At 37.5% G+C, this 14,197-nt stretch carries 13 protein-coding genes and 1 pseudogene; 1 reads left to right on the forward strand and 13 read right to left on the reverse strand.

Features of this window, described 5'->3' with window-relative positions:
• Positions 1–2: 2 nt before the first annotated feature.
• The 6 genes from nuoH to JBW_RS21765 all read right to left on the reverse strand — a co-directional run bounded on the left by nuoH (position 3) and on the right by JBW_RS21765 (position 4,769).
• Positions 3–1,043, reverse strand: coding sequence for an NADH-quinone oxidoreductase subunit NuoH (gene nuoH, locus JBW_RS21740; RefSeq protein WP_007960079.1), 1,041 nt, complete (start codon positions 1,041–1,043; stop codon positions 3–5).
• A 25-nt stretch (positions 1,044–1,068) separates the two neighbouring features.
• Positions 1,069–2,166 (reverse strand): NADH-quinone oxidoreductase subunit D, encoded by a 1,098-nt coding sequence (locus JBW_RS21745; RefSeq protein WP_007960077.1) that lies wholly within the window; start codon positions 2,164–2,166, stop codon positions 1,069–1,071.
• A gap of 5 nt (positions 2,167–2,171) precedes the next feature.
• On the reverse strand, positions 2,172–2,639 hold the full coding sequence (locus JBW_RS21750) for an NADH-quinone oxidoreductase subunit C (protein WP_007960076.1): 468 nt from the start codon (positions 2,637–2,639) through the stop codon (positions 2,172–2,174).
• On the reverse strand, positions 2,636–3,151 hold the full coding sequence (locus tag JBW_RS21755) for an NADH-quinone oxidoreductase subunit B (protein ID WP_007960075.1): 516 nt from the start codon (positions 3,149–3,151) through the stop codon (positions 2,636–2,638). The genes JBW_RS21750 and JBW_RS21755 overlap by 4 nt, the downstream gene beginning before the upstream one ends.
• Entirely contained in the window at positions 3,142–3,504 is a 363-nt protein-coding gene (locus tag JBW_RS21760; protein WP_007960073.1) for an NADH-quinone oxidoreductase subunit A, read from the reverse strand. The genes JBW_RS21755 and JBW_RS21760 overlap by 10 nt, the downstream gene beginning before the upstream one ends.
• A 971-nt stretch (positions 3,505–4,475) precedes the next feature.
• Complete coding sequence (locus tag JBW_RS21765; protein WP_007960070.1) at positions 4,476–4,769, reverse strand: hypothetical protein; 294 nt, start codon at positions 4,767–4,769, stop codon at positions 4,476–4,478.
• Between the two features lie 323 nt (positions 4,770–5,092).
• Here JBW_RS21765 and JBW_RS21770 point away from each other — a divergent pair, with 323 nt between their 5' ends.
• On the forward strand, positions 5,093–5,320 hold the full coding sequence (locus JBW_RS21770) for a helix-turn-helix domain-containing protein (protein ID WP_007960069.1): 228 nt from the start codon (positions 5,093–5,095) through the stop codon (positions 5,318–5,320).
• 372 nt (positions 5,321–5,692) lie between these two features.
• On the opposite strand, the gene JBW_RS25495 is transcribed toward JBW_RS21770, so the two are convergent.
• The 7 genes and pseudogenes from JBW_RS25495 to JBW_RS21800 form a co-directional block, all read right to left on the reverse strand.
• Positions 5,693–6,736 carry a sacsin N-terminal ATP-binding-like domain-containing protein gene (locus tag JBW_RS25495; protein ID WP_007960068.1) on the reverse strand — a complete coding sequence of 348 codons (1,044 nt, stop codon included), beginning with the start codon at positions 6,734–6,736 and terminating at the stop codon, positions 5,693–5,695.
• Positions 6,737–6,798: 62 nt separating this feature from the next.
• Positions 6,799–6,972: pseudogene (locus JBW_RS25895) on the reverse strand (IS110 family transposase); the annotation flags it as partial.
• A gap of 13 nt (positions 6,973–6,985) precedes the next feature.
• Positions 6,986–8,437 (reverse strand): hypothetical protein, encoded by a 1,452-nt coding sequence (locus JBW_RS21780; RefSeq protein ID WP_007960067.1) that lies wholly within the window; start codon positions 8,435–8,437, stop codon positions 6,986–6,988.
• Positions 8,434–9,441, reverse strand: a complete 1,008-nt coding sequence (locus JBW_RS21785) for a hypothetical protein (RefSeq protein ID WP_007960066.1) — start codon at positions 9,439–9,441, stop codon at positions 8,434–8,436. Before JBW_RS21785 ends, JBW_RS21780 begins: the two co-directional genes overlap by 4 nt.
• Positions 9,442–10,743: 1,302 nt before the next feature.
• Complete coding sequence (locus JBW_RS21790; protein WP_007960064.1) at positions 10,744–11,709, reverse strand: type I phosphomannose isomerase catalytic subunit; 966 nt, start codon at positions 11,707–11,709, stop codon at positions 10,744–10,746.
• A 99-nt stretch (positions 11,710–11,808) separates the two neighbouring features.
• Positions 11,809–12,522 carry a GntR family transcriptional regulator gene (locus JBW_RS21795; RefSeq protein WP_007960062.1) on the reverse strand — a complete coding sequence of 238 codons (714 nt, stop codon included), beginning with the start codon at positions 12,520–12,522 and terminating at the stop codon, positions 11,809–11,811.
• A 198-nt stretch (positions 12,523–12,720) separates the two neighbouring features.
• Positions 12,721–14,130, reverse strand: a complete 1,410-nt coding sequence (locus JBW_RS21800; RefSeq protein ID WP_268747869.1) for a glycoside hydrolase family 1 protein — start codon at positions 14,128–14,130, stop codon at positions 12,721–12,723.
• Positions 14,131–14,197 lie beyond the last annotated feature (67 nt).

Here is a 14,197-nt window from a genome sequence, read left to right on the forward strand (position 1 = left end):
TCCTAACTAAAAAACTCGTAAATATACATGCCAATCCCGGTAACAATGATATTAAGCAGCGCCAATGGCAGTAACACTTTCCAGCCGAAAGACATAAGCTGATCAATGCGCAGCCTGGGAAAAGTCCAGCGAAACCACATAAATAGGAAAATCATCCCGCCAACTTTAAGAAAAAACCATACCCAGCCAGGAAGCCATGGTCCATTCCAACCACCTAAAAACAATGTGGTTGCAATCACTGAAACAGCTAATAAATTGGCATATTCCGCCAAAAAGAACAGAGCCCATCGCATGCCAGTATATTCAGTAAATGGCCCAGCAACTATTTCTGACTCACCTTCGACTAAGTCAAAAGGTGCCCGATTAATTTCTGCTGTTGCCGTAATAACATAAACCACAAAGGCAATAGGCTGTAAAACGATAAACCAAGTATGCTGTTGTGCGGCTACTATCGTGCTCATCCGCATCGACCCCGCCAGCATCACGATTCCTAGAATCGAAAGCACCATTGGAACCTCATAACTAAGCATTTGGGCAACCGTCCTCATACCGCCCACCAAAGAATACTTGTTATTAGAGGCCCACCCTGCCATCAGAAAAGGTAAAACCGACTGGGAGGACATCGCTATAAAATAAAAAATACCAATATTTAAATCCGCAAAAATAGCCTTATTATCAAAGGGAAACACTACAAAAACTGCAGCTGCGGGGATAAACAGCAATATCGGCGCCAAAATCCACATCCATTTGTCAGCGCCAGCTGGCATAATATCCTCTTTTGCCATTAGCTTAATCATATCAGCCACCGACTGCAGCGTACCCCCTGGACCGACGCGGTTAGGACCTGACCGTCTCTGCATGAAGGCACTTACCTTTCGTTCCGTGTAAACCAATACAACTGCCGTCAAGGAAATAATCGTAAAAATAGCCCCAATATTTATTAAACTCATGCAGATATCTACTAACTGTGGATCAGGTAGAAAGTGCCCTAAGATACCTCTTAGTATTTCTGCAATTTTAAACAATCCTGTTATCTCTTGCATGCCTTATGACTCCTCTTAATAAAGTTTAGCAATCCACTTCCCCCATCAATGAATCTAATGTCGCCAGTACAGCTACAACATCACCGATAAGCAAGCCTTGGCAAGCTTCATTCAGTACCTGCAGATTAATAAAGGAAGGGCGACGCACATGGAGGCGATAGGGGTTAACTCCGCCATCGCTAACGATATAATACCCTAGCTCACCGCGCGGGTTTTCGATAGAATGATACACTTCACCAGCCGGTGGCTTCAACACTTTGGGAACAGTAGCCATAACTGTGCCTTCAGGCATTTGCTCCAGCGCCTGTGTAACAATACTAGCACTCTGCTTCATTTCTTCCATTCGGACGATATAACGATCCCAACAGTCACCAACTTGGCCTAGTGGCACGCTAAAATCAAAACGGTCATAAATACCATATGGCTCCACTTTTCGAATATCATAGTCAACGCCTGAAGCCCGCAAGGCAGGTCCAGTCAAACCAATTTCTAATGCTCTTTGACCACTAATCACGCCAGTATTTTTTAAACGGTGATACAGAATTTCATTGCCTGTCAATAAACGGTGGTATTCATCAAGCATAGCAGGAAAATCTGTCAAAAAGCGCTGCAGTGCCGGGATAAATTCTGACGGTATATCAGCTGAGACACCGCCAAATCGTATATAGGTATAGGTCTGCCTAGCACCGCAGGCCATATCAAACAAATCCAAAATCCGCTCACGACTGCGAAAACCAAACATCATTCCGGTAGAAGCGCCAAGGTCAATTGCCAGCGACCCCATAAAAATCAGATGACTGGCAATTCGATTCAATTCAGTCATAATGATTCGCAAATATTCCGCACGTTCGGGCACTTTAATGCCTACCATTTTTTCTACCGTCTGACAATATCCTAAGTTATTTCCCATGGATGAAACATAGTCCAAACGATCCGTATAGGGGATAAATTGGGCATAAGTTCGACTTTCCGCCAACTTTTCAATGCCACGATGCAGATAACCCATATGCGGGATAGCTTGAACTACCGTTTCGCCATCCAATTCCAGCACGACTTGTAATACACCATGCGTACTAGGATGCTGCGGTCCCATATTCAAAGTAAAGGTTTCTGTCTTTAGCATGCTCTTTACCTCCTTTCCCCTGCATTACCAATATTGTACGTTTTGCGCAATGGATGTCCATCAAACTCATCCCGCAGTAATATACGCCGCAAATCAGGATGCCCGGTAAATCTTACGCCTAGCAAATCATATATTTCCCGCTCCTGAAAATTTGCAGAAGGCCAAATAACGGTGGCTGATGGAACTTGAGAATCTTCCATACCACAACGGGTCTTCACTGTAATCGCCTGTCGAAGCGGCAAAGAGTATAAATGATAAACAATTTCTATATATTCCAAATAATCGACTGCCGTCAGATTACGCAGCATATTAAATTGATACGACTCGTTAGTTTTAAGAAACCTGAGTATATCTAGCAAACGATGTGGCAGAGCAAGTAAAGCTGACTGAGCTTCCTCGCCAATAATTTTTACATCTTCTAAATACCGAGCTTGTAGCTCAGCCAATGAACTATTTATGTCTTGATTACTCATGACTTTCTCCTCGCAACCTCAGGATTCTTAATCTTGCGTTTTAATTCCAACATTCCGTGAATCAAAGCCTCCGGCCGTGGCGGGCAACCGGGAATATACACATCGACTGGTAAAATCTTGTCCACACCGGGAACAACCGAATACGAGTCGGCAAAGGGGCCTCCAGAATTTGCACAACTGCCCATGGCGATGACATATTTGGGTTCAGGCATCTGTTCATACAAACGCTTTAACGGACCAGCCATTGCCCAAGTCACGGTACCTGCAACAATGAGCAAATCAGCTTGTCTTGGTGAAGCACGAAAAACCTCGTACCCAAACCTTGACAAATCAAAACGCGCGGCGGCAGCCGACATCATCTCTATCGCACAGCAAGCAAGACCCGAGGACAGCGGCCACAATGAATTACTTCGCGCCCATTTTAATACGGTATCAAAACTTGTTAAAATTATATTTTTCTGCAACAAATCATTGTCTTGCTCTTCTTGCGACTCTAGTTTAGTTACTTCCATTCCAATGCTCCTTTCTTCCAGGCATATCCTAGCCCTACCAATAAAATGTTAAGGAAAATAAACATTTCAATAAAGGCAAACTTTCCTAACTCCTGAAACTTAATCGCCCAAAGATATAGAAAAACAGTTTCAATATCAAAAGCGACAAATACTAATGCATACAAAAAATAACTTGCTCTAAATTGCACCCAAGTCTCGCCAACCGTATCTACACCACACTCATAGGGCAAAGATTTTTCTATGCCATGCTGGCGAGGACGAGGGCGAATAAAAAATGCAGTTCCTAACGCTAATAGCGGAAAAACCAAAGCAACGAGCAGTAACATTCCAACATTTCCAAAATCTAGCAACATATTATCTCTCCTCCTTCGATAAAGAATTACTTACGTACAATAGTAGTCTGCCACTTACACCCGACATCATATTTTCTTTTAAGCAGCCTTTTTTTATACTAAAAAACGCTTAAAGCTCCAACTATTATAGTCATCTATTTCTTTATTCCATTTGTTCCAAAATCATATTCGCTTGTTTTTCTCACCCACTCTTCCAGTGCGTTTGCTATTTAAGAATACAAAATACAAAATACAAGTTAAGCATGTACATCAATCTTATCTCTCAATTAATGTTTTTATCTATTTTTGACGATTGTATCATAAAAAAGAAATAATTAAATTGATTCATGTCACAGTATATAAATACTTTCACGAAATTACAATATTCGTTACAACGTTCGTTACAATGCATGCAATCCCTTCATATATCTATAGTTTTTTTAATTTCTTATTTCTTTTATTATTACTAATAATAACTTTCTCCGTACCTTAATCCAGCCCCCCCCCTTTACACTTTACCGAATGCTTTGTAGCCTTGTTTATCCACAATTACCTGTCAAGCCCCTCCATCACTTTTCAATAGGTAACGATTAGTACAAAAGGCAATATACCTTTTTGAGGGAATGAGGACAGCACCTCAGTAAGTAGAAGATCAAGAAGCTCTGGACATTTTTAGGGCAATCTGGGCAAGTACATCACCTAAGCCCAGGGAACGCACAAAAAAATAATGCCTCAATCCCTGCAAACACAAGGATTGAGACCAATTTTCGCCGTTAGAGATGGTACTAAAGCTGCGAGCAATACCTGCTGCTCAGAGTCAAGAGAAAAGAGAATTGATTCTTCCATGGGCAACCCCACCTGAAACATTTTATAAACTATATGATGACACTAAGCAATGGATAACTTAATTGTTCTGTTTGCTAGAGACTCCAGAAGACATAGACCAGCAATTAAAGCCAAGCCCAATAAACTTTCCCCAAAGCGAATGTTTCTTACCGCCTTGATGGAGCCCAGCACAATGCCTGCATGATAAACTGTATGAAGTCAGAGAACCCTTGCCGATAGCTAATAGCCATACTGGCTGCTTCCCTTTCAATGCTTTTATCCGCTAGCCTGCTTAGTGTGCAATGTAAATGTGGCGGCAATGCTGCACGCAGCTCATCTTCACATTGTTTAGCCGCTATATCCGAATAATAATAGTCATTTGATACTTGCTGCAGTGGTATATTCAGACTAACATCCTCCATCGAATCCAGTGCACATTCAAAAAAGCTTTGTTTTTTCATGATCATCCTCTCCTTCATATTTAAAATGAACTCTTGCCATGCCTTTAATTGATTGTGTCCTTATCCATGTACTCCCCTATTTTTCTCGAGCGAGTTTGACTACTCTATGTAGCTATGCTAATATGGTTGACCAATTTTTACATTTTTTTAAAAGTAATTTTATAAATAACTAGGAACTATAATTGGATATGAGTTATAATAAAATACATATGTATTATATCTGTACCACAAATATGCAATTAATGAATTATTCAATATAGTAAGTAATACTTACTATATTAATAGTATAACGTAAGTATTACTTACGGTCAAGAGGTTTTTCTATGTTTAAAAAAGATCTTTTTATTGAACGTTTAAATTTACTTATGAAAGAGACTCAAACCTCTAAGCAGGCTTTAGGAAATGCGATTGGTGTAAGTCGTCCAGCTATCAGCCAATTTGCGAGCGGTAGCAATCTGCCTTCAATTGAAAAACTAGCGGCTATAGCTGATCATTTTGACGTATCTATTGACTATCTCGTTGGACGCTCCGATGACCCCAAGCTAAAATAGTACTCATCCTAATAATCAAATCTACCAAAATATAGGGTAAATGATCTATCCTTGAAGAAGACAGGATTAATAGTTAAAATCCAAAAACCAATTCCCTTGCTATAAAGGGAATTAGTTTTTATGTTGTGCGTTAAAAGAACTCGTCTATTTATATGTTTATATGCTTAGTTTACCAATCAACACACGTAAAGAGAACCCTTTAAAGCTGATTTTCTAGCCTTAAGGGGTTCTTAGAAACACAGGGACAGGGCATCTGTTTCAAGCTCTCCAAACCCGTGTTGGCGATAGTCCCGGTATTCGAGCTATTTGGCGTATATTAGCACCATTTTGACTCTCTTGCGCTGAAACATTACCCTGTCCCCACGTTTTCATTCATTTTGAATCAGCATGAAGTGATTCACGATTAGCAGTGGTTAAAAAGCTTGTATTAACAAGTACTGGCAAAGAATACTTTCTTTCATCCGTTGGTAAATATGAATATAACAGTGTTTCTTGTTCAGAAATTTTAGTAATACCATCATTCCCTACTTTGGCAGCTAACGTTAATTCAATAGAATCAGTGTTCAATAATTTATCAGGAATATTTCGTTCATCTTGTAGAGCAGTCTTTACGTCATTCGGAACTGTTAGGCTAATAGTATTTATCAACCAATCAGATTTTGAAGCATTACCATTCTTTAAGATGATTCTATCTTTTTCACTTCGATTGATTTCAATGGAAACCGATTCCATTACATCGAAATTAATCTCAGAGATATTTTTAAGAAATAAAAACATGTTCAAATTCTGAGACAGTTTTCCAACAGCCAAACTTGTCTCATTCACATTCTTCATTTGAATAATTGTGGCAACATTTGCCTCAATATTTTCAAGAAATTGATTAATGGGTTCATCAATTTCTTCAGCCTTCGTATATATCGGTATTATTTGCCATGGAAATTGAAATTCCCTGTCGTTTTTCTTTTCCCATATTATCTTAGCTTCATCCCAATTCCATTCAAATGGATACGATGAGTCAAATCTAAAATATTCCATATTTGAGAATATAGTTACTTTGTCAGATTGCCCAAAAACTGATTTGAAGCCAATACCTTTATAGCCTGTTTTTGTCAAATCTGATTTCTTTGTGCCATTATTTACATTACAAATTCCCTGAAGATCACGAGTAGTAAATGGTTTCCCCGAATGAGCAACGACTAACTTATCATTAAAGATTTTTATCCATACCTTAACTACTTCATTGTTTTGAGAAGAATCATCTGCATTTTGCAAAAGCTCATAAATAAATCGCTTTGAATCTGTATATAAGTCACCCGATAATGCATTAAGTGAACTTGCTTGGTTTACTGCTTGACTTGGATTTATATAGTTAGTGTTGTCTGAAAAAATTCTTTCAATGTCTGTTTGCAAACTCATTTTATCTCCCTATATAATCTTACTATTTTCTTCAAATCTCTCATCATATCGCAGTTTTTCATCTATGCAAAACGCCGAATATCTTTCATCATCTTTTCACTATCAAATGTGATGCCTTTCGTCAAAATGGCATAAAAGATGCGAATCAACTTACAACCAAACGCTATAATCGACTATTTCTTTTTCAGCGGATTTTTCTGCCTTGTTGTATAGTACTCATGTATTTTACGAAACTCTCCCTATTTGTAATTAATTTACTTCAATTAAGCGTTCCTTTATTTCTATAGTGTTTACTTCATCAAAATCATATGTGAAAATAGAAGCAATAATAAGTTGATGATCAGAAAAATCACGTTTTAACAGTTCTGTCATTAATGCTATATTTGCCTGATCAACCTCTTTGCCACTTGGAGAATCAAGGATTATTGGCAATTTAATTTTCAGAGCATCCTCAATGGCGAGAATATATGCAAGGCGGAAAGCAAAAGCAGTTTTATGCATAATAGCACCAGACAATTCCTTGAGGTTTGAAGTAAAAAGATAACCCGCTGGAATTGTGTCTTTATCGCCAAGGCCAAGTTTTGTTAAATAGTTGACTATTGTTTTTGAAATAGCAGAAACAATAGAATTATTGCTTTTCGTCTTACTGCTAATTTCATCACGGACTTCTTTTCGTTCCTTCTCTAAACGAGTTATTTCCTTCTTGATGGCAACTTGATTCATTGGAATATTTGCAATTCGCCTATCAAAAATCTCCATTTGAGTAGCGGTTTTGAAAAAGGCAATCTGCTCGAATTCATTGTCCTTTTCTTTTTGAACCAGCTCCAGTTGGCTAGAAACTGCGGCATAATCAACTGATACTAATTTTCTCTTTGCAATCAACAAATCAATGGAATCATTTAGTCCTACAATATTGTTTTCTGTTACAGGAAAAGTGGTTCCGTCAGGAGCCTGAACAAACAACTTCATATCTGCAACATACTTTTTGAATCGCTTATTATCAGAAAGTGTATGGTCAATACGTTTCAATTCGGCTTTAAGGCTCCTCTGCCTTATAAGTAATTGGCTTTCAACGACATTAGTTGCTTCTTCATAGCTTTCCGTTATAAGGTCGCCGGTATCTGCAGCAAGAGATTCTCTATACTGTGCAACACTAAACATCTGGCGATATTTTTCCAGTTCTTTTGAAAGTCGAGCCTCTTTTCGTATTAAGTCTGCACAATCAAGACCAGATAATCCACGGATTAATTCTTCAATGTTGAAGTGAATGCTACCTATTACAATACCTCGATTAAGGAGTGTCCATCCCTTTTCTTGGTCTACATAGAACGCTCCCAACAAATTATTGAGAATATCTGAATTTTCGGTGCCAAATATGATTTTGTGTAAATCGTTTTGCTGTTCTGGGAGTACAAAAGTTTGCTTTTCATTATTAATAGTAACTTCGATGAAAATTTCGCTCTGTCGAAAGAGAGTTACTTCCCCGACAGCCTCACATTCTACAACTAATTCAGCTTCACAGTTTTTGAATTTAATTTTTCGTGTATTTGGAACATTGTATCCCAATACATAAAGCATAAAACGAAGCAACGTTGTTTTGCCACAACTGTTTTTTCTGCTATGAATCAAATTGACTGAATTCGAAAAAACAAATGTACGCTCAAAGAATCCTTCTTTAAGACGAATGGATTTTATAATCACAGTTTCACCCCTCTCTTAATTCGGTCTATTGTGATGCGGTTTCTAACAATCGTATAAAGTATAATTTGAATAAGTCCTTGTAGTGTCTCTGTATCAATCTTGTCGATTTGAAATTCTGAAAGATATGATTTCCATTTTTCCATTGCAAATGCGAGCGGTTTTTCTGAAGGCTTTTTTGTGCATATGAAACTGTTGTAATCACTAAGAACTTTGGTAAAAAACTCGCAACGTTCACAGTGTGAATCGATAGTGGACTTGTATTGTCGCACTATTTCATCATATGTACTTGGGTCGAACAAATCAACAAGACCATCATCACAGCGTTCCACATCAGTTGCGATAACCATTATAGGCCACACAATGTCTGCTTTTTGTAATTTGATATCTGCGTCCTTTTTAGTTCCGTTAATAAATACTTCATTTTGCCAAAGATTCATGAGTCTTTTACTCAACCCAACGATATTCAAATTTAAATCACCGATGAAATCATCAATGCATCGTCTAACAATTTTATATCGTTCTAATTCATTGTCAGTCTCAAAGGGTAATACCTGAATCATAAATTTGCTTAAATCCAGAGGTTTATTAATATCATCAAGGTATTTATTTATTATCTGCTGTGACGAATCTGGCAAAGAAGAAAAATCACGGCGTGCATCACCTGTGAACAAATTGGTTGACACTTTTTCCCTTAATGGATTTGGAGAGTTAGTTATTAAAATTAGCTTCTGTGCATCCACTTTCTTCTCACCTTCAGAGAGGGAGGTGAGGGATTTTTGCAGATTTGCCCTGACATTATTAAAATCCGAACTTGCTCGCTCCACAGCTTTCGCCTGTGCAAGTATATATTGATTATTTGCTAATTCCAGTTCAATGTCTTCATAATTGCCTTCTAATCGTAGCGATTTTAAATCTTCAATATTCTCAAGCATAAGAACGATTGCTGCATTTACTTGAAAATCGAAACCAAACACAACAGCATTGGCACGTCTATCTTTTGCCATGATCCCCCTTCTTTCCCTCTCACGCAACGGTGAGATTTTATACGTTCTTAGTTTCTATCTTCTTTCCATCCAGAAGTATAAATGTTTGCTCATATAAGTCAGGGGAGGGTTGACCCACTTTTCCATTTTCGCTGTTTCCCTTCCAAATAATGCATTTATCTACTCTCCCAATTCCCTTAACACTGTTTTTCTTCCTCTTTCTACAAAACCCTTCTTGTTTTTTACTTTTTTGTATAAAAAGGGCTCTGCGAACGAAACATCAAATTTCGTTTGCGGAGCCCTTTTATCTATTAAATATTCCCTATTCATTACTTCTCTATCAACGCCACACACTCCACATGCACCGTGATAAAAAGATGATACTAATACACGGATAATTTGAAAGTTTGACACCCCTCAAAATGCCACGCCACCCCTATGACACCCTGCGGCACCCCCGATGAGTCAGATGACGTTTCTTTGTCTTACCACTTCTACTAAAAACAATTATATTATCACTATTTTATTCCCTAGATACAGAGTCAGGTGACGGTTCTTCGACTCATAATATTACTTCCTGAACTATACCATATTATTTAACTATCTAACTAAATCCGACAACCCCCTTGTGTATAAGACGAACTCCTGTCCACTTCAGCAGAAAAAGATAGCCTGATCCCTTATTATAAAAGGGTCCAGGCTATTTTCGCCGTTATAAATGGTATGGTTCCCCGTATCAGGTCTAACGGCGAATTTACTATAAAGGTAGATCAGGATTCGGTTCGCTAAGGAAAATCGAGTCCCTGTCTGTTCCATGTTTCAACACTAAGAGCATTTTCCCCAGTGACAAAGCCCTGGAGAAAATGCTCTACTTGGTTCCAAGAAGTTCTATTAGGAAGCAGACCTACAGGCCCAAATTTGGAGTGTGATCCCAGCCCAGTTGGTCGGTTACTTCGCGAAACGTACTATTGCAGGTCGGCTAAATTGCTTTTCCTGCTTCATAAGCTAATAATAAATGTTCTTTATTATTAGCTGCGGTGTTGGGGTCTCCGCCACCCGTTAGCAGCAGAGTACTAAAATATACTTTGTAATTACTGCTATAACCCAGCTGCTAATATAGTTTATTTTCAATGAGAAGGTTCTATTATTAACCGACTCATAGCCACCAACGACCGGTGGTGGTTTCTTTATACCATAAGATAGACAGCCGTGTACCAAATCGGTATACGGCTGATAGTATTACTAATATAACAAGTCTTTAATACTACAATGCATGTAGCAACACTCTATTACTCAAAACTTAATTGTACGTACGATTAAGTTTCACACCATACTTAAAATAAATTCGCCCTTACCCTGTAAACTATATTCACCTAGCCCAGCAGGAATAAATACACTTTCCCCTTTATTCAAGACCATTTTTCCTTCTTCATAACAAAGTGTCAAGCCACCTTCCAATACGAGGATGGAATGAAACGTATTCATATCAGTTTTTAAATTGCATTTTTTGATAAGGTCAAAATGATAGACCGTAAAATATTCACAATGAGCTAATAGTTTCATATCATAATCAGCAAAAAAATGCATTTCGGCTTCAGGGGTTGTCGGTTTTGTTGGACGGCTCAAATTAGTTACATCAAGTGCTTTTTGCACATGTAAATCACGTGGTTTTCCCCCATTACCCAGACGTCCATAATCATAGATGCGATAGGTTGTATTCGAATTTTGTTGTATTTCAGCAACTAAAATACCTTTCCCGATTGCATGTAAAGTACCAGCATCAATAAAAAATACATCACCTTTCTTAACAGGTACATTATTGCACACTTCTAATAACGTATTATCCTCAATACGTTGCTGAAACTCTGCTTTTGATATTTCATTTTTGAAACCATATAAAAGCTCAGCACCTGGTTCGCAATCAACAATATACCACATTTCAGTCTTGCCATATTCACCTTCAACGTGAAGTGCATATTCATTTTCTGGGTGCACTTGCACTGATAAATTATCTTTCGCATCAATTAATTTAATAAGAAGTGGGAAATAAGTAAACCGATCCGCATTACTTCCTAAAATTTTTTTACCTTGCTGCTCAATATAGCTGGCTAATGTCATACCGGAAGCTACACCATTTGCAATCAGACTCTGTCCATCTTTATGACAAGAAAGTTCCCAGCTTTCCGCGACTTTTTCAAGATTTGATTTCTTATTGTATTTTGTTTTTAAAGCAGTACCTCCCCAAATATAATCTTTGAGTGGTGCCGTGAGTTTTAATGGATATAACATGATTCCATTACTCCTTTTACTACATTATGTATTTTCTTTCATATTTACTGTATTATAATAAAAATACTATACTCCTTAAAGCATTCACCGTCGTAAATTTTACTGTCGGATACTCACTGTCTTAAAAACAATTTGATCACTGCGATGATGCGAGATTGAATATTCAAAAGCCCGTCCATCATCTAAAAAAGCAATCTGTTCTACTTCTAATAAAGGAAATGTCCCTGCAACTTTTAGATGCTGTTGCTCAAGTTCATTAGGCAAAATTGCTCGAATCGAACGATGTGCCGATTGAATTTTGAGCTTCAATTGACACTGAATATAAAAATAAATGGATTTTAGCAAAACATCATGTTTGATCCCAGGAATCAAATTAATCGGCATTTTGGTATATTCGATAACAATTGGTATCTCATCGGCAAAACGAACTCGAATAATATCATATACAAAATCATCCGTAGCAATTTGCAATTTTGCAGCAATTTCATTATCAGGATGTACAATATCAAACTTAACAATTTCAGTTCGAATTTCTTTGCCTTTATTGGTTTCAGTAAATCCTGTAAATTGTCTAGCCACACTGAGATCTTTTGCCTCTTCATCATCAATCGACTTAACAAAGGTACCTGATCCACGCCGTTTAATAACAAAGCCTAACTTCACCAGTTCATCCACTGCTTTTTTGATTGTAATACGACTTACACCATACTGTTTACACATCTCTTTTTCAAGGGGCAATTGTTCTCCCGACAAATATTTTCCTGCTAAAATGTTTTTTCTTATATCCCAAGCAATCTCTTGATATTTTATCATCGGACTTTCTCCTTTGTTCATAGATATTCTTATTATATCACTTTTTATCCTAACTTAAAATTAGAACTGACTTTATCTTATAAAAAGCATATCTTATAGAATATAAAAAACAAGGATGTCCCACATGCATTTTCTAGCGATAATTGATCAAACATCGCTAATAAAATACATCTAGGGACACCCTTGCTTCCTATTATTTTATGAAAATCCGTTATTCTTTGCTACATTTTTAATCCAATAGCCCGATTTTTTTATTGTTTTGATTTGAGTTGCTAAGTCAACTGCTATATAGCCATAACGATTTTTGTAAGCATTCGACCATGACCAGCAGTCAATTGGTGTCCATGCATGAAAGCCGAAGCAATTTGATCCTTCCTGAATTGCTTTATGCAAATAGGTTAAGTGTTCTTCATAAAAATCAATGCGATATATATCTTCGATTAAACCGTCTGCGTTGCGATAATTTTCTTCCCCCTCAACGCCCATGCCATTTTCCGACACATACCAACGAATATTATTATAATAATCACGAATATTGATTGCAATATCATACAGCGCTTGAGGATATATTTCCCAACCGCGATAAGGATTCATTCGGCGTCCCGGCATCTCATAATCATCAAAATATTTGTTAGGCATCCAGCTCTTTTCTATATCCCAAGCAACCTCTTTACTTTTAGCCCGACGCGGCTGGTAATAATTAACGCCTAAAAAATCAATTGTATTGTTTTTGATAATCATCAACTCTTCCGGCGTAGATTCCCACAATACACCATCTGCTTGTAATGTTTGAACTAACGACGGTGTAAATTCACCTTTTACCGCCGGATCCAGAAAGGACTTATTGAAAAAATCTTCAACAAACGCCGCCGCTTTGACATCTTCATCAGCTTGTGAACGGGGATAAGCAGGTGTTAAATTCAATACAACACCAATTTCACCGCCTTGCTTCGCGCATTTTGACTGTTTAAATGCAGCAATGACTTTGGCCGAAGCTAAATTCAAATTGTATAAAACTTGGACGGCTTTTTTTCCATCCACAAGATTTGGATAGTGAAATTGATACAAATATTGACCTTCCACAATGACCATCGGCTCATTAAACGTAATCCAATTTTTTACTCTATCGCCAAAAAGTTCAAAGCACTTTTCAGCAAATAAGACAAATAACGCAATCACATGTTTTGATTCCCAGCCACCATATTTATCATATAATTCGACTGGCAAATCAAAATGCTGTAAATTGATTACAGGTATAATCTTATTTTTAATAAGTTCATCAATTACACGATTGTAAAAAACAACAGCTTCTTCATCAACTTCGGCAGTTTCAAAATCTTTAATCAACCGTGTCCATTGAATAGATGTCCGCAATGAATCCAGTCCGATATCTGCCATTAATTTTATATCTTCTTTATAACTGTTGTAAAAATTGGACGCAACATTCGGTCCAATGCCATTAAAAAATGCCTCTTTTTCAATATCAAACCAATGATCAAAAACATTTGCATGTTTTTTATTGAAACGGCCTTCTGTCTGTGGACCTGAGGTCGCTGCCCCCCACCAAAAATTTTCTGGGAATTTATATTTTATACTCAATACTGCCACCTCTATTTCTTTTACCTAATGGATATTTGATACAGGACGATGTAGCTTATCTAGTTTAAATTACAAT

Origin of the sequence: Pelosinus fermentans JBW45 (assembly GCF_000271665.2) — a bacterium.
GTDB classification, from domain to species: Bacteria; Bacillota; Negativicutes; order DSM-13327; family DSM-13327; genus Pelosinus; species Pelosinus baikalensis.